At 70.2% G+C, this 19,692-nt stretch carries 21 protein-coding genes; 11 read left to right on the plus strand and 10 right to left on the minus strand.

Features of this window, described 5'->3' with window-relative positions; all coding sequences use genetic code 11:
- Positions 1–23: 23 nt before the first annotated feature.
- Complete coding sequence (locus F3H13_RS04415) at positions 24–341, minus strand: CGCGG family putative rSAM-modified RiPP protein (protein WP_149797837.1); 318 nt, start codon at positions 339–341, stop codon at positions 24–26.
- 129 nt (positions 342–470) lie between these two features.
- On the opposite strand from F3H13_RS04415, the gene F3H13_RS04420 reads away from it, so the two are divergent.
- The 3 genes from F3H13_RS04420 to F3H13_RS04430 all read left to right on the plus strand — a co-directional run bounded on the left by F3H13_RS04420 (position 471) and on the right by F3H13_RS04430 (position 2,281).
- Positions 471–707, plus strand: a complete 237-nt coding sequence (locus tag F3H13_RS04420; protein WP_149797838.1) for a DUF2249 domain-containing protein — start codon at positions 471–473, stop codon at positions 705–707.
- 114 nt (positions 708–821) lie between these two features.
- On the plus strand, positions 822–1,730 hold the full coding sequence (gene map, locus F3H13_RS04425) for a type II methionyl aminopeptidase (RefSeq protein WP_149797839.1): 909 nt from the start codon (positions 822–824) through the stop codon (positions 1,728–1,730).
- A complete protein-coding gene (locus F3H13_RS04430) occupies positions 1,730–2,281 on the plus strand; it encodes an HIT family protein (RefSeq protein ID WP_149797840.1) in 552 nt (183 codons plus the stop codon). Before map ends, F3H13_RS04430 begins: the two co-directional genes overlap by 1 nt.
- A gap of 521 nt (positions 2,282–2,802) precedes the next feature.
- On the opposite strand, the gene F3H13_RS04435 is transcribed toward F3H13_RS04430, so the two are convergent.
- The 3 genes from F3H13_RS04435 to F3H13_RS04445 are packed head-to-tail and all read right to left on the minus strand — an operon-like array spanning position 2,803 to position 5,355.
- A complete protein-coding gene (locus tag F3H13_RS04435) occupies positions 2,803–3,555 on the minus strand; it encodes an amino acid ABC transporter ATP-binding protein (protein ID WP_149797841.1) in 753 nt (250 codons plus the stop codon).
- A gap of 46 nt (positions 3,556–3,601) precedes the next feature.
- The gene (locus F3H13_RS04440; protein WP_188127995.1) at positions 3,602–4,351 is read right to left on the minus strand and encodes an ABC transporter permease; all 750 of its coding nucleotides are present in this window, start codon (positions 4,349–4,351) and stop codon (positions 3,602–3,604) included.
- Between the two features lie 2 nt (positions 4,352–4,353).
- Entirely contained in the window at positions 4,354–5,355 is a 1,002-nt protein-coding gene (locus tag F3H13_RS04445; RefSeq protein ID WP_149797842.1) for a substrate-binding domain-containing protein, read from the minus strand.
- Between the two features lie 94 nt (positions 5,356–5,449).
- Here F3H13_RS04445 and F3H13_RS04450 point away from each other — a divergent pair, with 94 nt between their 5' ends.
- The gene (locus tag F3H13_RS04450; RefSeq protein WP_149797843.1) at positions 5,450–6,238 is read left to right on the plus strand and encodes a TOBE domain-containing protein; all 789 of its coding nucleotides are present in this window, start codon (positions 5,450–5,452) and stop codon (positions 6,236–6,238) included.
- 94 nt (positions 6,239–6,332) lie between these two features.
- Positions 6,333–7,997, plus strand: coding sequence for a tryptophan--tRNA ligase (locus F3H13_RS04455; RefSeq protein ID WP_149797844.1), 1,665 nt, complete (start codon positions 6,333–6,335; stop codon positions 7,995–7,997).
- A 416-nt stretch (positions 7,998–8,413) separates the two neighbouring features.
- Here F3H13_RS04455 and F3H13_RS04460 read toward each other — a convergent pair whose 3' ends face one another.
- Positions 8,414–8,776, minus strand: coding sequence for a DUF5518 domain-containing protein (locus F3H13_RS04460; protein ID WP_149797845.1), 363 nt, complete (start codon positions 8,774–8,776; stop codon positions 8,414–8,416).
- A gap of 154 nt (positions 8,777–8,930) precedes the next feature.
- Between F3H13_RS04460 and F3H13_RS04465 the strand changes: the two genes are divergently transcribed.
- Positions 8,931–10,895 carry an ATP-binding protein gene (locus F3H13_RS04465; RefSeq protein WP_149797846.1) on the plus strand — a complete coding sequence of 655 codons (1,965 nt, stop codon included), beginning with the start codon at positions 8,931–8,933 and terminating at the stop codon, positions 10,893–10,895.
- A 6-nt stretch (positions 10,896–10,901) separates the two neighbouring features.
- On the opposite strand, the gene F3H13_RS04470 is transcribed toward F3H13_RS04465, so the two are convergent.
- From F3H13_RS04470 to F3H13_RS04480, 3 genes are all read right to left on the minus strand, one after another.
- A complete protein-coding gene (locus tag F3H13_RS04470; RefSeq protein ID WP_149797847.1) occupies positions 10,902–11,837 on the minus strand; it encodes an acetamidase/formamidase family protein in 936 nt (311 codons plus the stop codon).
- Positions 11,838–11,894: 57 nt separating this feature from the next.
- A complete protein-coding gene (locus F3H13_RS04475) occupies positions 11,895–12,746 on the minus strand; it encodes a universal stress protein (RefSeq protein ID WP_149797848.1) in 852 nt (283 codons plus the stop codon).
- 133 nt (positions 12,747–12,879) lie between these two features.
- Positions 12,880–13,137 (minus strand): DUF7542 family protein, encoded by a 258-nt coding sequence (locus tag F3H13_RS04480; RefSeq protein WP_449405058.1) that lies wholly within the window; start codon positions 13,135–13,137, stop codon positions 12,880–12,882.
- Between the two features lie 159 nt (positions 13,138–13,296).
- On the opposite strand from F3H13_RS04480, the gene F3H13_RS04485 reads away from it, so the two are divergent.
- Together F3H13_RS04485 and F3H13_RS04490 are read left to right on the plus strand one after the other, a co-directional pair.
- Positions 13,297–13,542, plus strand: coding sequence for a sulfurtransferase TusA family protein (locus F3H13_RS04485; protein WP_149797850.1), 246 nt, complete (start codon positions 13,297–13,299; stop codon positions 13,540–13,542).
- A 2-nt stretch (positions 13,543–13,544) separates the two neighbouring features.
- The gene (locus F3H13_RS04490; protein WP_149797851.1) at positions 13,545–13,928 is read left to right on the plus strand and encodes a DsrE family protein; all 384 of its coding nucleotides are present in this window, start codon (positions 13,545–13,547) and stop codon (positions 13,926–13,928) included.
- A gap of 571 nt (positions 13,929–14,499) precedes the next feature.
- Here F3H13_RS04490 and F3H13_RS04495 read toward each other — a convergent pair.
- Both F3H13_RS04495 and psmA read right to left on the minus strand, forming a co-directional pair.
- Positions 14,500–14,898, minus strand: coding sequence for a helix-turn-helix domain-containing protein (locus F3H13_RS04495; RefSeq protein ID WP_149797852.1), 399 nt, complete (start codon positions 14,896–14,898; stop codon positions 14,500–14,502).
- 117 nt (positions 14,899–15,015) lie between these two features.
- Entirely contained in the window at positions 15,016–15,786 is a 771-nt protein-coding gene (psmA, locus tag F3H13_RS04500) for an archaeal proteasome endopeptidase complex subunit alpha (protein WP_188127996.1), read from the minus strand.
- Positions 15,787–16,033: 247 nt separating this feature from the next.
- Here psmA and F3H13_RS04505 point away from each other — a divergent pair, with 247 nt between their 5' ends.
- The 3 genes from F3H13_RS04505 to F3H13_RS04515 are packed head-to-tail and all read left to right on the plus strand — an operon-like array spanning position 16,034 to position 19,457.
- Positions 16,034–17,461, plus strand: a complete 1,428-nt coding sequence (locus tag F3H13_RS04505) for a hypothetical protein (protein ID WP_188127997.1) — start codon at positions 16,034–16,036, stop codon at positions 17,459–17,461.
- A complete protein-coding gene (locus tag F3H13_RS04510; protein WP_149797853.1) occupies positions 17,458–18,288 on the plus strand; it encodes an ABC transporter ATP-binding protein in 831 nt (276 codons plus the stop codon). The genes F3H13_RS04505 and F3H13_RS04510 overlap by 4 nt, the downstream gene beginning before the upstream one ends.
- Positions 18,285–19,457: an ABC transporter permease gene (locus tag F3H13_RS04515; RefSeq protein ID WP_149797854.1), complete on the plus strand. Its 1,173-nt coding sequence runs from the start codon at positions 18,285–18,287 to the stop codon at positions 19,455–19,457. Before F3H13_RS04510 ends, F3H13_RS04515 begins: the two co-directional genes overlap by 4 nt.
- Positions 19,458–19,692: the final 235 nt, after the last annotated feature.

The raw sequence follows: 19,692 nt of genomic DNA on the forward strand, positions 1-19,692 counted from the left end.
GCCGGCGTCCCGGGCACCCCCGCTCAGACGCGGACGCGGACGACGTGGCCGCCGCAGCCGCACTGCTCGACGTACTCGGCGTCGAGATCGTCGCCGAACGCCGCTTCGAGTGCCTCGAAGAGGTACGCCTCCGGGTGGCCGTGGTCGCCGTGGGTGACGAGGTTGACGTGGTTGCCCGCGGCCGTGTGTTCGACCGCATCGATCGCCTGCCGGACGAGCAGGTCGCGGTCGTCCGCGTGTTCGGGGCCTTCGAGGTTCGCCGACCACGAGTTCTCGTGGACGTGGTCGGTCACCGGGTCCGCGCCGTGGTCGTAGTCGTGCTCCGAGGGTGTACTCGACATACTCGATCGGACGCGCTCCGGTCACGTACGTCTTCGAGCGAACATGTTCAAGCGGGCCGCCGCGTTCGAACGACACTCCCGAACACCTTCGGGGAGAGCTATACCACCGCGGGGCGCCACGACCGACCTATGAGCCCCGACCCGTTCGACGACGCGGACAAGCAGTTGGACGCCCGCGAGATAGACGGCGAACCGTTCGGCGACATCATGGCCGCGCTCGACGATCTCGACGACAGAGAGTCGCTCTGTCTGGTGAACGGCTTCGAGCCGGTGCCGCTGTACGACGTGCTGGCGGAGCGGGGGTACACCCACGAGACGGCGAATCCCGCGGCCGACGAGTGGTACGTCGAGATAACGCCCGCCTGATCCGACCGCGGTCGACCGTCCGCCGCGAGTCGACCGTCCGCCGCGAGTCGACCGTCCGCCAGAGCGCGACCGCCCTCCGCAACCTCTTTGCGCGCGGTCGCCGAACCCGAGTCCATGAGTCACGGACCTCTGGACGAGGACGCGGTCGAGAGCTACCGCGAGGCCGGTGCGGTGCTGGTCGAGGCGATGAACGAGGCCCGCGAGATGGTCGAACCGGGCCGGACCCACCTCGAAGTCGCCGAGTGGACGGAGGACTTCGTCCGCGAGCAGGGGGCCGGCCTCGCGTTCCCGGTGAACATCAGCGTCGACCCGGAGGCGTCGCACGCGACCCCCGGCCGCGACGACGAGACGGAGTTCGGCGAGGAGATGGTGTGTCTCGACGTCGGCGTCCACGTCGACGGCTACATCGCCGACGCCGCGGTGACGGTCGACCACAGCGGGACCCCGGAGCTGGTCGAGGCCGCCGAGATGGCGCTCGAAGCCGCGCTCGACGAGGCCGGACCCGGCGTCGAGGTCGGCGTCGTCGGGCAGGCGATCGAGGACGTGATCCGCGGCTACGGCTACACGCCCGTCCTCAACCTCTCCGGTCACGGCGTCCAGCGCTACGACGCCCACACCGGCCCGACGGTGCCGAACCGCGGGGTCGACCGCTCGGTCGAACTCGAACCGGGGCAGGCGGTCGCCATCGAGCCGTTCGCCACCGACGGCCGCGGGAAGGTCGGCGAGGGGACCGTCGAGGAGATCTTCGAACAGCAGGGCTCCGCGAGCGTCCGCGACCGGCGCGCGCGGCAGGCGTTAGAGGAGATCGAGGCGTTCGACGACCTCCCGTTCGCGGCGCGGTGGCTGGAGACGGACCGCGCCGAGATGGCGCTCCGCCGCCTGAAGCAGGCGAACGCGATCAAGGGGTACCCCGTCTTAAAGGAGGACGACGACGCCCTCGTGAGCCAGGCGGAGCACACCCTGCTCGTCACCGAGGACGGCGTCGAGGTGACGACCGCGGGCATCCACGGCTTCGACGACTGATGGATCAGATCTTCGCGCCGTGGCGGATCGAGTGGGTCGAGCGCGATTCGGACCCGATTGACGGCTGCCCGTTCTGCGTGCTGCCGGACCGCGAGGACGCCCGCGAGGCGCGCGTGGTCGCCCGAAGCGAGCACAACTACGTCCTGCTCAACAACGCGCCGTACAACCCCGGCCACGCGATGGTGATCCCGGACGACCACGTCGAGGACCCGACCGACCTCGACGACGCGGCCCTCCTCGACCACGCGAGACTGAAGGCGGCGACGCTCGAAGCCTTGCGACGCGACCTGGACCCGGACGGCGTCAACACCGGCCAGAACCTCGGCGGCGACGCCGCCGGCGGGTCGATCGACCACCTCCACACGCACGTCGTCCCGCGGTGGAGCGGCGACACGAACTTCATGCCCGTCACCGGCAACACGAAGGTGATCGTGGAGGCGATAGAGCGCACCTACGAGCACCTTCACGCGGGGTTCGCAGCCGACGAGAACGCCACCGATCCGGGCGACGTCGACGCCGGCGACGCGGTGGAACTCGACTTCGATGTCTGAGCCGGCGGTGTCGATTGCTTATAAAGAACCGGTGCGGTGGCGTGTGCCTGCGAGGTCGCCTCGCGGCCGAGCAGCACGCGCGAGGGAGTCGGTGGTCCGGAGCGAAGCGGAGGACCACCGACGAGGCTGGGGAGGCGTGAGGCGCTGTACGGTCGCGGGCGGGTGGGACTCAAAGGGGCAGTCGCGAGGGCGAAGGCGGCCGCAGCAAGCACCGCAGCGAACGAAGTGAGCGAGGAGCGCAGCAAGGCCCCCGAGTCCTCGCGACTGGGGCTTTGGAGATATTCACCGCCGATCCATAGTCGATTATTTATAAGCGAGCGACTGGGGCTTTGGAGATGTTCACCGCCGATCCATAGTCGATTATTTATAAGCGAGCGACTGGGGCTTTGGAGATGTTCGCCGTCGATCTACAGTCAGTCATTTATAAGTAAGCGACCGCGATTTGGAGGGGTTCACCGCAGCGGTGTCGACAATCTAAATCGGATCGCCGGATTTGACCTCCCGCCTCTCCTAGACGCGAGTCAGTACACCAACTCGCCCGAGATGAACTTCCGGGTGCGCTCGTCCGCCGGGTCCTCGAAGATCGCTTCCGTCGGCCCCATTTCCGTGATCCCGTCGTCGAGTAGCACCGCGACGCGGTCGGCGACCCGTTCGGCCTGATGCATGTCGTGGGTCGCGAGCGCGACACCGATCCCCCTCGCTTTCGCCTCGTCGACCGCGTCCTCGATGACGGCGGTGTTCCGCGGGTCGAGGTCCGAGGTGGGCTCGTCGAGCAGCAGGGCGTCGGGGTCGTAGGCAAGCGCGCGGGCGAACGACACGCGCTGAGCCTCGCCGCCCGAGAGCGACGCGGCGGGCTCGTCGGTCTTGTCGGCCAGTCCCACGACCTCCAGGGACTCGTCGACCGCGTCGGCGGCGCCGTTCAGGCGGAGGATCGAGGCGATCCTGTCGCTCCACGAGCGCCGGACGCGGAGCCCGTACTCGACGTTGCGCGCGACCGTCCCGTCGAAGAGGCTCGCCTCCTGGAACACCATCCCGACGCGGCGGCGCAGCGCGAGGCGCTCGGCCTCGTCGACCGCCCACGCGTCGGTCCCGTCGAGCGTCACGGCCCCCTCGTCCGGTTCCGCGGAGAGCGCGAGCGTCCGGAGCAGCGTCGTCTTGCCGACGCCGGAGGGCCCGATGACCGCGACGACCTCGCCGGCGTCGACGTCGAGCGAGAGGTCGCGGAACACGGTCTCGTCGCCGTACGATTTCGAGACGTCACTCGCGCGGAGCATCACCGCGTCACCTCCCGGCGCATCAGTCCGTTACTCGCGCAGAGCATCACCGCGTCACCCCGCTGTCGCCGAAGTGAACGACCACGGCGTTGACGGTCAACACGAGCGCGACCAGCACGGCGCCTAACACCAGCGCGGTCTCGTACTGCCCCTGCCGCGCTTCGAGCTGGATCGCGGTGGTCAGCGTGCGCGTCTTCGAGATCCCGTCCGCGCTCGCGATGTTCCCGCCGACGATGAGCACGGAGCCGACCTCGCTCACGGCGCGGCCGAACCCGGCCAGCACCGCGGTCGCGATCCCGTAGCGGACCTCCTTGATCACGACGAGTGCCACGTCGACGCGCGTCCCGCCGAGGACGCGGGCCGCGTCGCGGACCCCGTCGTCCACGCCGCTTACGGCCGCGAGGGTGATCGCCGTGATCGGCGGCGTCGCCAAGACGAACTGCGATAGGATCATCGCCTCGCGGGTGAAGACGAGGTTCAGCGAGCCGAGCGGTCCCTGGTTCGAGACCGCGAACAGCACGACCAGCCCGACGACCACGCTGGGGAACCCCATTCCGGTGTTGACGACCGACTTCACGAACCCCTTCCCGGGGAACTCCGCGAGGCCGATCGCGACCGCGGCCGGGACGCTGACGAGCGTGCTCAGCGCCACCGCGGTGAGGCTCACGTACAGCGAGACGGCGACGACGCTCCCGACGTAGCCGTCCCTGAACGAGACGTCGAGCAGCGCCGGGACCAGCCGCGGGGTCGAGTCGAGCAGCGCCGGGACCAGCTGGACGGTCGGTTCGATCGGCACGATTACGCGTCCGCGTCGTCGCGTTCGCTGCTCCAACCCTCCGGAACGTACTGCTTGAAGTCCGGGTCCTCGGAGACGGCCCGCGGGAAGAACAGCTGCTCGCCGTCCACCCGATACTCCGAGATGGCATCCTGGACGTCCGGGCTGGTGATCCAGCCGATGTACGCCATCGCGAGGTCGTAGTTGGCGTCCTCGTGGACCGCGGGGTTGACCGCCATGATCCCGTACGGGTTCGCGAGGATCTCGGGGCCGTCCTCGATCGGTCCCTGAACGAGAACGGTGAGATCGACCGTCGAGCGCTGCGAGACGAACGTCCCGCGGTCCGAGAGCGTGTACGCGCCCTGCTGGCTCGCGATGTTCAGCGCCTCGCCCATCCCGGACCCGGTCTCCTGGTACCAGCCGCCGCCCGGCTCCGTCTCGGCGGCCTCCCAGAGGTTCAGCTCCTTGGTGTGCGTTCCCGAGTTGTCGCCCCGTGAGACGAAGGCGGCCTCCGCCTCGGCGACGGCGGTGAGCGCCTCGGTCGCGGAGCCCATCCCCTGAACCCCCGCCGGGTCGCTTTCGGGGCCGACGATCACGAAGTCGTTGAACATCAGGTCGCGGCGGTTGACGCCGTACCCGTCGCGCAGGAACTCGTCTTCGAGCCCGCGAGCGTGGACCATCACCACGTCGGCATCGCCGTCGCGGGCCGTCCGGAGGGCCGCCCCGGTCCCCTTCGGGACCGCGTCGACGCTCACGCCGAACCGCTCCTCGAACCCGGTGTGGATCGCGTCGAGCAGCCCCGTGTCGTAGGTGCTCGTCGTCGTCGTGAGCGTCAGCGTCTCGCCGGCGACGCCGGGCCCGCTCTCACCCTCGTTGCCGTTTTCGCTCTCGTCCCCGCTTTCCCCGTCGCCCGCGCTTCCCCCGCCGTCTCCGCCCGCGCTCCCCCCCACCGCCGAACAGCCGGCCGTACCGGCGACCGCCCCCGCGCCCAACGCCGCCACGAACTCGCGCCGTTGTATCGACATAGATACAACGGTGGGTCGGGCCCACATATAGCTTGCGTGCGGCGGTCGACGTCGGGGCGAAAACGCCAACACGGCCCGGATTCATCGTCCGGACATGGGAGAGCCGACCGAACCCGGGCCGGACGCGGCCGCGGGGCGCGGGCGCGCCGCGCTCATCGAGGACGGCGTCGAGTTCGACGGCCGCGACGCCGCGCTGCTGCGCGCGGTCGACGCGGCGGGGTCGGTCGCGGGCGCGGCCGCGGCCCTCGGGCGCTCTCGAGCCCGCGCCCTCTCGCGGATCGAGGCGCTAGAGGACGCCTACGGGACGCTCGTCGAGCGCCGGCGGGGCGGCGAGGGCGGCGGCGGGAGCCGGCTCGCCGCGTCGGGCCGGAACCTCCTCGACCGCTACGACCGGCTCCAGGCCGTCCTCGCGGCGACCGCGGCGGTGCCCGAGACGGTCCTCGACGGCACCGTCACCGCCGTCGACGGCGAGCTCGCGGCCGTCGACACCGCGGTCGGCGAGCTGTCCGGACTCCACGGCGGAAGCGGCGGCGGCGAGGCGGACGACCCCGGCGTCGACCGCGAGCGCGTGGCCGTCGGCGACGCGGTTCAAGTCCGGATCGGGGCCGACGCCGTCACCGTCAACGACGCGGCCAGCGCGGTCGACCCCGACGCGACGAGTGCCCGGAACCGCCTCGACGGGCGGGTCTCCGCGATCGACTCCGGCGAGACGGTATCGACGGTCCGGATCGCGGTCAGAGCGGGCGACGGGGGCGACGCCGACGTCGAGGTCGCTGCGCTGATCACCGCCGAGAGCGTCGAGCGGCTCGGGCTCGCTCCCGGCGACCCGGTCTCGATCCGGTGGAAGGCGACCGCGACGCGGCTGGTGGCGCACGCGGAGTGATCCCGCTCGCCGCGGGCCGTCTCGGGCCGCCGCCCCGTGGCAACCGGTCCCGCGCAAGCGAACGGTTTTTGCGTCGACCGACGGGAGGAGTGGTATGGACGAGGACACCCCCGAGGGGGCGACGACGGGCGGCGACGGGCGCAGGTCCGCAGGCGCCCGCGGGTCGTCGACGCCCCCCCGGACCGACGGCGGGACCGAGCGCGCGGACGAGCCGACAGAGGACGTCGCGCTCGACCCGTGGGGGTCGGCGTCGGTCGGGGACTACGCGGACCTGTTCGCGGAGTTCGGTATCGAGGCGTTCGACGAGGTCGCCGACGACGTGCCGGACCCGCACTATCTGATGCGCCGGGGCGTCATATTCGGCCACCGCGAGTACGACGCGGTCGCCGAGGCGATGGCGAACGACGAGCCGTTCGCGGCGCTGTCGGGGTTCATGCCCACCGGCGACCCGCACATCGGCCACAAGCTCGTGTTCGACGAGATCATCTGGCACCAGGAGATGGGCGGCGACGCGTTCGGGCTCATCGCCGACCTCGAGGCCCACTCCGCGCGGGGGATGTCGTGGGACGAGATCGACGAGCACGCCCGGAACTACCTCCTCTCGCTGCTCGCGCTCGGCTTCGACGCCGAAGAGGGGGAGCTGTACCGCCAGTCCGACAACCGGGCGGTACAGGACCTCGGCTTCGAACTCGGCTCGAAGGCGAACTTCTCGGAGTTCGAGGCGATCTACGGCTTCGACGGCGAGACGAACATCTCGCACATGCAAAGCGTCGTCACCCAGACCGCGGACATCCTCTACCCCCAGCTCGTCGACGAGCCGAAACCCACAGTCATCCCAGTCGGCCCCGACCAGGACCCCCACGTCCGGCTCACTCGGGACCTCGCGACCCGCGTACGCTACTTCAAGGTGACCGAGGCGTTCGCCTCCTTCGAGCTCGACGACGACGAGCGCCGGCTGGTTCGAGCCGCCTACGACGCGCTGGCGGCGGACGTCGCGGACCCGGAAAGCGACGTCCGCTGCGAGGACGCCGCCGAGTGGCTCGCGGACTACGAGCCGCCGGAGAGCGACCGCGAGAGCGTCGACCTCGCGGCCGCGAAGTCGAGCGCGCTCGACAAGCTCGAAGCCGGTGGGAAGGAGCCGCTCCGCCCCCGCGTGCGCTTCTTCGACCGCAACGCGACCGACGAGGCGTTCGAGGCGCTGATCAAGGCGGTCGACGGCGAGAAGCGCGTGTTCGAGGGCCACGTCGACGCGTTCGACCTCACCCGCGAGGCGGCCGAGTCGCTGGCTCGCGAGGTCGAGATCGACCACGACGGGTTCGGCTTCCGGCAGCCCTCCTCGATCTACCACCGCTTCATGACCGGGCTCACCGGTGGGAAGATGTCGTCTTCCATCCCCGCGAGCCACATCTCGCTGCTCGACGACCCCGAGGACGGCTACGACAAGGTCAGATCGGCGACCACCGGCGGCCGCGACACCGCCGCGGAGCAGCGCGAACTCGGCGGCGAGGCCGATGAGTGCCCCGTCTACGAGCTGTACGCCTACCTGCTCGCGGGCGACGACGACGAGCTCACCAAGGAGGTCTACTCCGAGTGCGTCAACGGCGAGCGCCTCTGTGGCGGCTGTAAGGAGCAGGCCGCAGAGCTCATGCGCGAGTTCCTCGAAGACCACCAAGAGAAGCGCGAGGAGGCCGAGGAACTGCTCGACGACCTCGACATCGACCTCGACTCCGACCGACGCGGCACCGGCGGCGAGCACTGAGGCGTCTCCGCTCAGCGTCGCCGGCCGATTCTCGCACACGATCTTGATAAATAGATGTGCGGTGGCGCGTGCCGACGAGCGCCCGGAGGGCGCGAGTCGCACGCGCGAGGGAGTCGGCCGGCCGGAGCGAAGCGGAGGCCGGCCGACGAGGCTGGGGAGGCGTGAGGCTGCGGTGCGGTCGCGGTCGGGTGGGATTCGAAGGGGCAGCCGAGAGGACGTCGCAGGCGTTCACGAGAGCGGAGCTCTCGTGAGCCAATCAGAACGCTTCGCGTTCTGATGACGACGTAAGCACTGGAAGGAGCGAGCAACGCGAGCGACTGAAGCGCGAAACGAGCGTGCGCCGTCCTCCCGGCTGGGGCTTCGGAGGTGTTCGCCGACGATCCGGATTTGGCTATTTATAAGTAACAGCGACCGACTTACAGTTCGTTTTTCACGTACACGCCAAGCAGTCCGCCGAGCGCGCTCAACACCACAGTGTAGGCGACGCCGCCCAACACGATGACGGCCGCGACGAGGACGATCCCCCCGGCCGCGAGACCGGCTTCGAGCGGGAACCCGAAGACGCCCAGGAACGGAAGGACCACCAGCGCGAGCAGCAGCAGTCCGACGATCGGGATCGACGCGATCGCGCCGGAGAGCGCGCCGACCCGCAGCCCGTCGTCGCCATTTAAGTATCCGGCTACCGCGCCGCCGAGGAGCGGCGAGATGCCGGTAAACGAGAGGACGGCCGACGCGATCGCGCCGACCAGCGCGTTGAGGAGGGTGTTCTCGGTGTCCATGGGCGGTCAGACTCCCGGGGACGGCATACGTCTTGCGGACGCTCGAAGGAGCCTCGGTCGGGCCCGGCGCGACCGTTCCGCGCTCGACGCCGCCGGCGCACCCGAGCGACGACCGAGGCGATGGTTTATGAGGCGGGCGCCACCTCACACGGGTATGAGCGAGGAGGAGACGATCCACGTCGCGGACGTCAGCGAGGGGATCGGCGGCGACGCGACGGCGGACCCCGGCTCTCCGGTCGAGCTCCCGGTCGTCGACGTGCTCACCGGCCGGTCGTTTATCACGGGTAAAAGCGGGTCCGGGAAGAGCAACACCGCGAGCGTCGTGATAGAAAATCTGCTATCTAACGGATTTCCGGTCATGATCGTGGACACTGACGGTGAATATTACGGTTTAAAAGAAGAATATGAAATTCTTCACGCCGGCGCCGACGACGAGTGCGACATCGTCGTCTCCCCCGAACACGCCGAGAAGCTCGCGAACCTCGCCTTAGAGCAGAACGTCCCGATCATCTTAGACGTCTCCGGCTACCTCGAAGAGGAGACCGCAAACAAGCTCCTCCTGGAGGTCGTCAAACAGCTGTTCGCGAAGGAGAAGCGCCTCAAGAAGCCCTTCCTGCTCGTGATCGAGGAGTGTCACGAGTACATCCCCGAGGGCGGCGGGATGGACGAGACGGGCAAGATGCTGATCAAGGTCGGCAAGCGCGGGCGGAAACACGGGCTCGGGATCGTCGGGATCAGCCAGCGCCCGGCCGACGTGAAAAAGGACTTCATCACCCAATGCGACTGGCTCTGCTGGCACCGGCTCACCTGGGACAACGACACGAAGGTCGTCGGGCGAATCCTCGGGTCGAAGTACGCGAGCGCGGTCGAGGACCTCGGCGACGGCGAGGCCTTTTTAATGACCGACTGGGACGAGTCGATCCGCCGGATCCAGTTCCACCGCAAGGAGACGTTCGACGCGGGCGCGACACCCGGGCTCGACGACTTCGAGCGCCCCGAGCTGAAGTCGGTCTCCAGCGACCTCGTCGGCGAGCTACAGTCCATCTCCGACGAGGAGGAACGCCGCGAGTCCGAGATCGCCGACCTCAGACAGGAGCTCGACAAGAAGGACCGGCGGATCGCCGACCTCGAACGCGAGCTGGAGGAGGCCCGCGACCTGAGCAACATGGCCGACCAGTTCGCGCAGGCGCTCCTCGGGAAGGCCGAGGCGCCGTACCGTGGCGGCGCCCCCTCGCGTGCGGGCGCCGAGCGACTCGACGCCGGGCGGCCCGACGAGGTCCGGGATGCCCGGAACGCCCGAGACGGCGGAGACGACGACCAGTCCGTGCTGAAGTCGTACGACGAAGCGGTCGCCGCGACCGAGGGGCGCGCCGCGGGCGACGGCGAACCCTCCCCCTCCGCCGCCGACGGCGGCGCCGATGCCGACGCGGACTCCGCCGCGGACGCAGACCCCGACGCCTCCGACGCCGATCCCGCGGCCGATGAGGAGGCGGGCCCGCCGGACGACGTCGACCCGGTCACCCGCGACGACGTCGCCGAGAGCGCGCTGCGGTTCGACGACGCGATCGAACTCGGCACTCGGGAGGCGGTCATCGAGGAGCTCCGCTCGCGGATCGAGGCGCTCCCGGATCTCTCCCGCGGCATGCTGCGCCACTACCGCCGCGAGGGCGCTAGCGACCCCGTCGCGGCCCACATCGACGCCGGCGGCGACGGCGACTCCGGGCATGCCTACAGCCGGCACCGGCCGATCCGGCGCGCGGGGCTCATCCGCCACGCCGGCCGCGGCCACTACGCCTACGCGGTGCCGGGCCTTGTCCGTGAGGCGTACGCCGACCGGCTGGACGAGGACCAGGTCGACGAGATCGTCCGCGCCGTCGAGACCGTCTTCGTCCCGCCCGCCGAGTTGAACTACCCGCCGGACGCCGACCCATCGGACGTGGAGGGCGAGGCGGTCGCCGACGATCGCGACGCACCCGCGGCGGCCGACGAGGACGCCGACGCCGACGCCACTGCCGCCGCCGAGACCGAGACGCCCGCCGAACCCGACGAGACCGAGACGCCGACCGACGCCGGCCTGAGCGACGCCGCGCGGCGGTTCGCCGAGCGGTCTGACCGCTGAGGCTCGTCAGAACGGCAGCGAGAGGTACTCGCTCGGCACCGCGTTCCGGGCCGTCACCTGCGGGTCGACCACCTGACTGATCTCCAGGCCGCCCGCGAGGCTCGAAAAGAGGTACGCCTCGGTGCGCGAGAAGCCGTGGTGGTGGGCCAAAAGATCCAGCATGTCGCCGTTCGCCAGTTCGACCGCCTCCTCCAACGTCGCGGCGCTCGCGACCGTCTTCACCGCGTCGCCGGTGTCGAGGAGGGGGCGGTCCGGCGAGACGGCCGGGTCCTCGATCACCGAGAGCGTCGCGTCGATCTCGACCGCGATCTCGGCGCCGGTCCCGCACATCTCGCCGTCGGCCATCGCGGCCTTCGCGTCGCCCATCGCCAGCATCGCGCCCTCCTGGAAGACGGGGAAGTAGACGGTCGTCCCGCCGGTCACGTCGGTCGTGTCGAGGTTGCCACCGTGGTCGTCGGGCGTGAGCGTCGATATCGTCTCGCCGCCCGTGGCGACCCCGATCGTCCCGATCACGGGCTCGATCGGCACGTCGATCCCCTCGAAGTCGATTGCCCCTCCTCGGGCGTCGCCATCGGCCGCACCGCCGCCCGCGACCTCCGTGATCCGCGTCGCCGGGTGGTCGATCTCGGGGTCGTCTTGTCGGAGTCCGAACCCGGGCGCGGTGAGCACGCGGCCGCGGTCCTCGGCGACGCGGACGTCCTCGATCTCCACCGCGAGGAGGTCGCCCGGGCTCGCGCCGGCCACCGCGATCGGACCGGTCGCGGCGTTGACCTCCTCCGGGATCTCGTCGAGCAGATCGCTGTCCGCCTGAATCTCGCCGTTCAGGCTGTCGACCGTCTCGATCGTCAGCGACTCGCCGTCGGCGGCCTCGTAGACCGGGTCCATCGCCGGACCGAACTCGTACACGTGGCCGTCGCGGTGTGTGACCGTCTCGCGTGTCATCACGTCGTTGTGGGCGCTCCGGTGACAAAAACCCCGGTCGGCGTCTCCGCGACGATGTCACCGCGGCGTCGGCGTCGCCTCGGGTGAGACGAGCAGGACGTTGTTCGTCCCGCGCGCGACGATCGACTCCGCGGTGCTCCCGAGGAGGAGCCGCCGGAGCCGGCTCGTCCCGCGCGCGCCGATGAGCGTCGCCGTCGCGCCCACGCGCTCTTCTTCGGCCGTGATCTCCTCGACCGGGTTCCCTGACCTGACGTTGGTCTCGACGTCGATACCCATCCGATCGCGGAGGTCCGTCGCCAGTTCGTCCAGCCGCTCCTCGGCGCTCCCCGTCGCCCCCGGATCGCCTCCGCCGCCGACGTGGAGCAGGGACGCCCGCTCCGTCGCGCCCGTCAGCGCCGGGAAGAAGTCGTAGGCGCGGGCCGCGTTCTCGGAGAAGTCGGTCGCGTACAGCACGTCCCGGAACAGGTGTTCCTTCTTGACCGCGTGGCCGTCCGGCGTCTTCTCGATCCGTTCGACGAGCAGCGGCCTGACGGCCGTCCGCGCGACGTTGCGGACGGTGCCGCCGACGAGTCGGTTCCGGAGCGGGGACTGCCCTCGTGACCCGACGACGATCATGTCGGCGTCGATCCGCTCGGCCAAGCCGTTGATGCGCCGGTGCGGGGTCCCGCGCGCGACGTGGATCTCCACGTCGAACCCCGCGCGCTCGAACACGCGTCGCTGCGGGGCGAGCGCTTCTTTGGCGTCGGTTGCGGCCTCCATCCCCGGCAGCCCGCTGGAGACGTTGTCCGGGACGACCGTCAGCAGGTGAACCTCCCGGACGCCGATGTTGTCGAGGCACTCCAGACAGGTCCGGGACTCGATCGCCGCCTCGTTCGCGTCCGATAGGTCCGTCGCGAATACGATACGCATACCTGACCGTTCGTCCCCGACAGTAATATTGTTTTTGTTGTACAATATACCGGCAACGAGACGCCTCGCGACGTTCGTGTCGCGGCCGCGGGCGCGTGGCCGGCGAGCGGTCGCTCCCACCGGGCAATCGGGCTCAGGCGCTCGGGTCCGAGGCGGCCGACGGGTCGTGATCGAGGAGCGGCGAGTCCGGGTTGGCACACCCCTCTCGGCCACAGACGCCGGCGTCGTCGCCCGCGCGCTCGACGCCGGGGGCCAACCCGCCGATCTCCCAGTCGGCGGCGTGGCCCGTCTCGCGCTCGTGGTCTTCGAGCGCGGTCCGCGCCCGCCGGAGCGAGTCGAACGCCTCCTCGTACGCGCAGTCGGTACAGCGAACGCGGACGGTCGTCGACATGGTTCCTCCTTGGGTCCCGACGAGCGTAAGTGCCGCCATCGGCGGTCGGCCGACCGATTCGCCGTCGGACGTCGACGGGTAGTATCATAGAATTGGATTATATGCGCAAGATTAAAATCATTCCAGAGAGTATTGTCTATCGCGCACAATCCACTACACATGAGCACCGAACTCGACATCGCGGAGACGCTGGACGTGAAAGGACTGAGCTGCCCGATGCCCATCGTGAAGACGAAGGGCGCGATCGACGACCTCGCCCCCGGCGAAGTGCTCGAAGTCGTCGCGACCGACCCGGGCAGCGTGAGCGACATCGACGGGTGGGCGACCGGCACCGACGGCGTCACGCTCCTCGAACAGGAGGAGGGCGACGACGTGTACACGCACTACGTCCGTAAGGGGGAGTGACCATGGACGAGATCGGTATCATCGTCTCCGACGACGACCCGAAGAACCTCGCGATGGCGACTAACCTCGGCCACGTCGCGCTGACGATGGACACGGACGTGTTCCTCTACTTCACCTTCGACGGGCTGACGCACCTGTTGGAGGGCGAGAAGGACCTCTCGTCGATTCGGCCGCTGCTCGACGAGGGGATGCCGAACCCCTACGACATGCTCGATCAACTGATCGCCGACGGCGGGGAGGCGGTCACCTCGGTCGCGTGTACGACGACGCTGGACATGCTCCAGTGGGAGCAGGGGGCCATCGACGACGATCTGACGACGCAGTTCGCCGGCGCGGTCACTTTCCTCGAAGCCGCCGAGGAGGCCGACCACGTGTTCACGTTCTGAGCGCCGTCGCCGCGTCAGCTACCCTCGGTCTTCCCACTTTTGTATCCGCCTTTCGGACGCGTCGTCGTCGTCCGAAACGGTCGCTCGCCGAGGAGATCCCGACCGGCGCGAGCGCAGCGCGTGTCCGTACCGTGCGAGAACGGACCAAATTCGTTTTCGAAAGTAGTGGGTAAACCGCACACGTGCCAGCTGAAAAGCGCTGTCCGGACCGTGAAAAACCGCACGAAGCGACGGAGCGACAGGGAACCAGCGCCGTGGAGTCGCTCTCGGTCGTCGCCAAGGGGTCGAACGAGGGGTTTCTCGGCGGTCTCCGAGGGGACGGATCCTCACGCCGGTCCCGTACGCCTGTCCCGACGCCGACGGACCCTGATCTACGGAATAGCGACGGGAAACGGTGCGCGGAACGCACCACGAACCGCTCTGAATGCCGAACCGGGAGTCGGGCCGGTGGCTGCGTTCTCCCCGGAAGGACCGACGCGAGGCCGACACCGGCCGCGCTCACCCGGAGCGCCGCTTGTTGAGGCCGGTCCCGAACGAACAGCTGGTCCCGAACGGCCGGTCAGTCCCTCGGTCAGTTTTTGACCGTGGCACGCTCGGGCTGCTCGTACTTCTCCTCGAACTCGCCGATGAGTTGGCCCATCTTCGCGTACCAGTCGTTGAGCATCCGCTGCATGTCGTCGGCGATCTGCGACGGGTCCGTCGGCCGGTACACGTGGTAGTAGCCTCCCTGCTCGTAGTTGATCTGCTCTTTCTGGATGAAACCGGCCTTGAGGAGCCGCTGGACCGCGCGGTAGGCGGTGGAGCGCTCTCGGTCGACGCGTTCGGCGACCTCGTCGATCGTGAGCGCCTCGTCAGCCGATACGAGCGTCTGGTAGCAGTCCTTGTCCAACTGCTTCAGGCCGTGGAAACACTCGAGTAACCCCTCGCACTCCATGTCCCGTTGGAGCTGTTCGGACATCGAATCGGGCATTTTACAGCCAACATACGACTCCCGTCGCTAAAAGTATTGTGTGTGAGACATACAATTCCGCGCATTCGGCTGACGAACGCCGACTGCGGCTCGGTCGACGGCGCCGGAGCGGGGTCGCTACTCGTCGGCGTCCGCGTCCGCTTCGTCGTCGTCCGCCTCGTCGTCCGCGACGAGGCCGGCGGCCTCGAACGCGGTCTCGACCTCCTCGGTCGGGACCGTCCGGAAGCCGTCGGTCTCGGTCACGGCCGCGACCGCGAGGTCCGAGGGCTCGAACTCGTCGTCGTGGGCGGCCAGCGCCGCGACCGCGAGTTCGATGCCGTCCGAAAGCGAGAGGTCATCGTGCCACTCCTCTTCGAGGTGGCCCTGGATGTCCTGCCGGCCGCCGCCGATGACGGTCGCCTTCCACTCGTTAGGGGTGCCCGACGGGTCCGCCGCGAACAGGCGCGGCTCGCCGTCGTCGATGCCGCCGATGAGGAGGGCGGCGCCGTACGGGCGCGTGCCGCCGCGCTGCGTGTTCTCCTGGATGTGGTCGGTGATGAACTTCGTCAACGTCTCGACGCCGACGGGCTCGCCGTAGCGGAGGCGGTTCCCCTGTGACTGACGGCGCGCTAAGTCGATCAGCTGGCGCGCGTCGGCGACGTGGCCCGCGCTCGCGGTGCCGACGTGGTCGTCGAGCTTGTGGAGCTTCTCGATGCTCTCGGCCTCCATCAGCGACGAGGAGGGGCGGGACATCGCGACGAAGACGACGCCGTCGGTCGTCCGGACGCCGACGCTCGGCGCGCCGCGCGAGACCGCCTCGCGGGCGTACTCGACCTGGTAGATGCGCCCGTCGGGCGAGAACAGCGACGTGCCGCGGTCGTACGCCTGCTGGTCGTTGCCGCCCATCATCGCCGATCACCCGCTCGCGCGGTGTCGCGTTCGCTCATTACCACCACTTACGTCGGCCCGTTGAAAAAGCATCCGTAACCGGTACGTCTCGGTGACAGTCGCCGGCGGAAGCCCCGGCGGCGCGATAGCCGTCAGACCGGTATCGACGCGTCCCTCGCGAAGCGGCGGGACGGCCCTCGCTTCCGTCGTTGACGCGGCCCTCGCTTCCGTCGCCGACGGATATATCCACGGCAGTCGCGTAGTAGGTATGACATTGACGTACACACGAACCCCAGCCGCGCTGCTGGCCGCGCTGACGCTGCTCGCGGCCGTCGGCGGGGCCTTCGCGATCGGCGCGGCGGCGGTACCGGACGCGCGGATCACCGTCGGCGAGGTTGAGGCGTCCCCGGGCGACCCGACCGCCGGCGAGCGGACGGCGCTGAACGTCACCGTCACGAACTCCGGCGGCAGCGCCGCGGCGGCGAATGTCACCGAGATCCGCGTCAGAAACGCCGACGGCGACGTGCTCGACAACGTCTCGGGCGTCGGCGCCCTCTCGGCGGGCGACTCGCTCGACGCGACGCTGTGGACGGCGTTCGAGGAGCCGGGCGAGAAGCGGCTCACCGTCGAGGCGGTCGCGAACCAGTCGACGAGCGGCGAGTTCGTGACCGTCAGCCGGGACACCGTGATCGAGGTGCGCCCGACGCAGGTCGCGCTCGACCTGCGGACCCGCGCGCTCGACCCCGAGGACCTCCGGAGCGACGACGAGGGTGAGGCCTCGGCCGGCGACCTCGGCGTCGGCGGCATCCAGGGCATCTTCGGCGGTGGCGGCGGGCTCGACACGGGCGACGGACAAGACGACTCCCAGCCGGTCGCCGACTCGCCCGTCGAGGTGACGGTCGTCAACACCGGGACGACGACCGCCGACCGCGTCAGCCTCCGCGCGGTCGGGACCGCGGCTGAGGGCGACGGCGGGGACGACTCCAGCGACGACGCCGCGGAAACGGTCGACGTCGGCCCGTTCGTCGTCGAAGACGTCGCGCCCGGCGAGGAGCGGCGGGTGATCGTCGACCTCGGGCCGCTCGACCGGCGGTCCGACGTGACGGTCACCGCCGCGTTCCGCGCAGACACAGACCAGCGGAACGACCGCGGGGCCGACCGCATCGCGAGGTCAACGGTGACGTACCCGGTGCGCGAGGCGACGGCGACCGTGACCGACGCGACGGTCCGTGAGGGCGAGGACGGTGCGGTCGTCGTCGACGCCAACCTCGGCAACGCGGGGAGCGGCGAGATGACGGGCGCGGTGGTCTCGGTCGGCGACGCGCCCGGCGTCGAGCCGACGCCGGCGGGCGGGGAGTACTTCGTCGGGACGCTCGGCGGCAGCGACTTCGTCGGCTTCGACCTGACGACCGCGGTGAACGCCTCCGTCGCCGACGAGATCCCGATCCGCGTCACCTACACCGAGCGCGGCGTCCGGTATACGGAGACGCTGACGGTGGCGGCCCCTGAGCCGGACGACGACGACGATGCGAGCGGCGGCACGCTCGGCCGGATCGGCGCCGGCGGGGTGGGAGCCGCGGGCGCGGTCGCGAGCGGCCTCGCGCTCGTCGGCCTCGCCGGAGCGGTCGGCGTCGCGGTCAGGACCGGACGGATCGGCGGTTCGACGGGGCGGCAACGCGACGGGTCGGCGCCGTGAGCGGGGACGCCGGACTCGACGCGGAGCCCGCGGACGCGGCGGTCGACGACGACGGCTCGCCGGTTGACGACGCCCAGAGCGACGCCGCCGCCGTCGCGCTCCGCGGGGTCGTCAAGCGCTACCCGAGCGGGGGCGGCGAGCCGGTCGTCGCGCTCGACGACGTCGACTTCGCGGTCCGGCCCGGCGAGTTCGTCGCGGTGGTCGGCCCGAGCGGCTCCGGGAAGTCGACCCTGTTGAACGTCCTCGGGCTGCTCGACGACCCGACCGCCGGGCGGCGGCTGCTCGACGGGACGGACGTGACGAGCCTCTCGGTGGCCGAGCGCACCCGGGCGCGCAAGGAGTCGATCGGCTTCGTCTTCCAGGACTTCCACCTCCTGCCGACGCTGACCGCCGTCGAGAACGTCGCGATGCCGACCGCGTTCGACCCCGGCGACGCGAGCGACCGGGCGGCGGCGCTGCTCGGGCGGTTCGAGCTCGGCGACCGACTCGACCACGAACCGAGCGAGCTCTCAGGCGGGCAGAAGCAGCGAGTCGCCATCGCCCGCGCGCTGATCAACGAGCCCGCCGTGCTGCTCGCGGACGAGCCGACGGGGAACCTCGACACCGAGACCGGCGAGGCGATCCTCCGCGAGTTCGAGCGCGTCAAGGCCGAGGGGGTCGCCGTCGTCGCGGTGACACACGACCCGCTCGTCGAGGAGTATGCCGACCGCGTCGTCGACCTCACCGACGGCGTGTTGACCGGCGGGCTGCCGGCCGATGGCGGGCCGGCGCCGGGAACCGCTCCCGAGCGCGACGACGACCGCCGGATTGATCGGGGAGACAGATGAGCGAGAGCGACCGCGCAACGACCGGTGCCGCGGGGTGGCTCCGCGGCTGGGGCCCCGCGGTGTCACTGGCCTCACGGAACCTGCGGCGGAACCGCGTGCGGACGGTGCTCGCGGTGCTGGGCGTCTGTATCGGCGTGCTGGCGGTCGCAGCGCTCGGTATCTTCGGGAACGTGCTGGCGCTGGGCGCCGACGACGCCATCGGTGACATCGGCACGCAGGTCGTCATCTCGCCGAACGCGGACGCGGGCGTGGAGTCGCTGTCGAACGCGGACGTCGCCTCGATCCGGCGCGCGGTCGGCGAGCCGGCCGTGGTACCGCTGTACTCCGACAGCGCCACGGTCGCGCGGCAGGGCGACCAGACGTTCGCGACGGTGTACGGCGTCGAGGAGCCCGCGCTGGCGTACGAGGCCGCAGAGGGCCGGCTCCCGGAGCGGCACCGGCAGGGCGCGATCCTCGGCGCGGGCATCGCCGAGGACCTCGACGCCGGCGCGGGCGACACCGTCGAGATAGCGGGGTCGCAGGTGCGGGTGATCGCGGTGTTAGTCGAGAGCCAGACGTTCAGCCCGGTGGCGCCCGACGACGCGGTCTTCCTCCCGGAGTCGGCGTTCTCGGCGGACGGCTACGCGCAGGCGCTCGTCGTCTCCGACTCGGGCGCCGAGGCGCGAGTCGCGGCCGACGCCATCCGCGAGGAGGTGAACGCCCGCGAGGAGCGGGTAGACCTGTTCGAGCTGGCCGCCCTCGTCGACGAGATCAACGAGTTCTTCAACCTGCTCTCGACGTTCCTGCTCGGGCTCGGCGCCATCTCCCTCGTCGTCGCCGGCGTCTCGATCCTCAACGTCATGCTGATGAGCACCGTCGAGCGCCGACAGGAGATCGGGGTGATGCGCGCGGTCGGCGTCGCCCGCCGCGACGTGTTGCGCGTCCTGCTCGCTGAGGCCGGGCTGATCGGCGCTGCTGGCGCCGCTGCCGGCACGCTGCTCACGGTCCTGCTCGTCGCCGGCCTCGTGGTGGCGACGCCCGCGGTCGACGCCGCGCTCGTTCTCGACCGGACGAACGCCTACTACCTCCTCCTCGCGCTCGTGTTCGGGGTCGGCGTGGGGATCGTCAGCGGCGCGTACCCCGCGTGGAAGGCGGCCAACGAGCGGCCGGTCGAGGCGCTGCGGAGTTGATCTCGGCGACTGATTGGGCGGCCGCACCGCGCCGTGCTATTTAAAATCCGAACGGCGCGCCGGCGAGCGCCCGGAGGGCGCGAGCCGCCCGCGAGGGAGTCAGTCGCCGGAGCGAAGCGGAGGCGACTGACGAGGCTGGGGAGGCGTGAGGTGCTGTGCGGGGCGGGACTCAAAGGGGCAGTCGCGAGGAGGTCGCAGGCGACGTAAGTAGCGTGGCGCGACGCGCCACGGAAAG

This window comes from Halorubrum xinjiangense, assembly GCF_900102375.1.
Taxonomy (GTDB): Archaea; Halobacteriota; Halobacteria; order Halobacteriales; family Haloferacaceae; genus Halorubrum; species Halorubrum xinjiangense.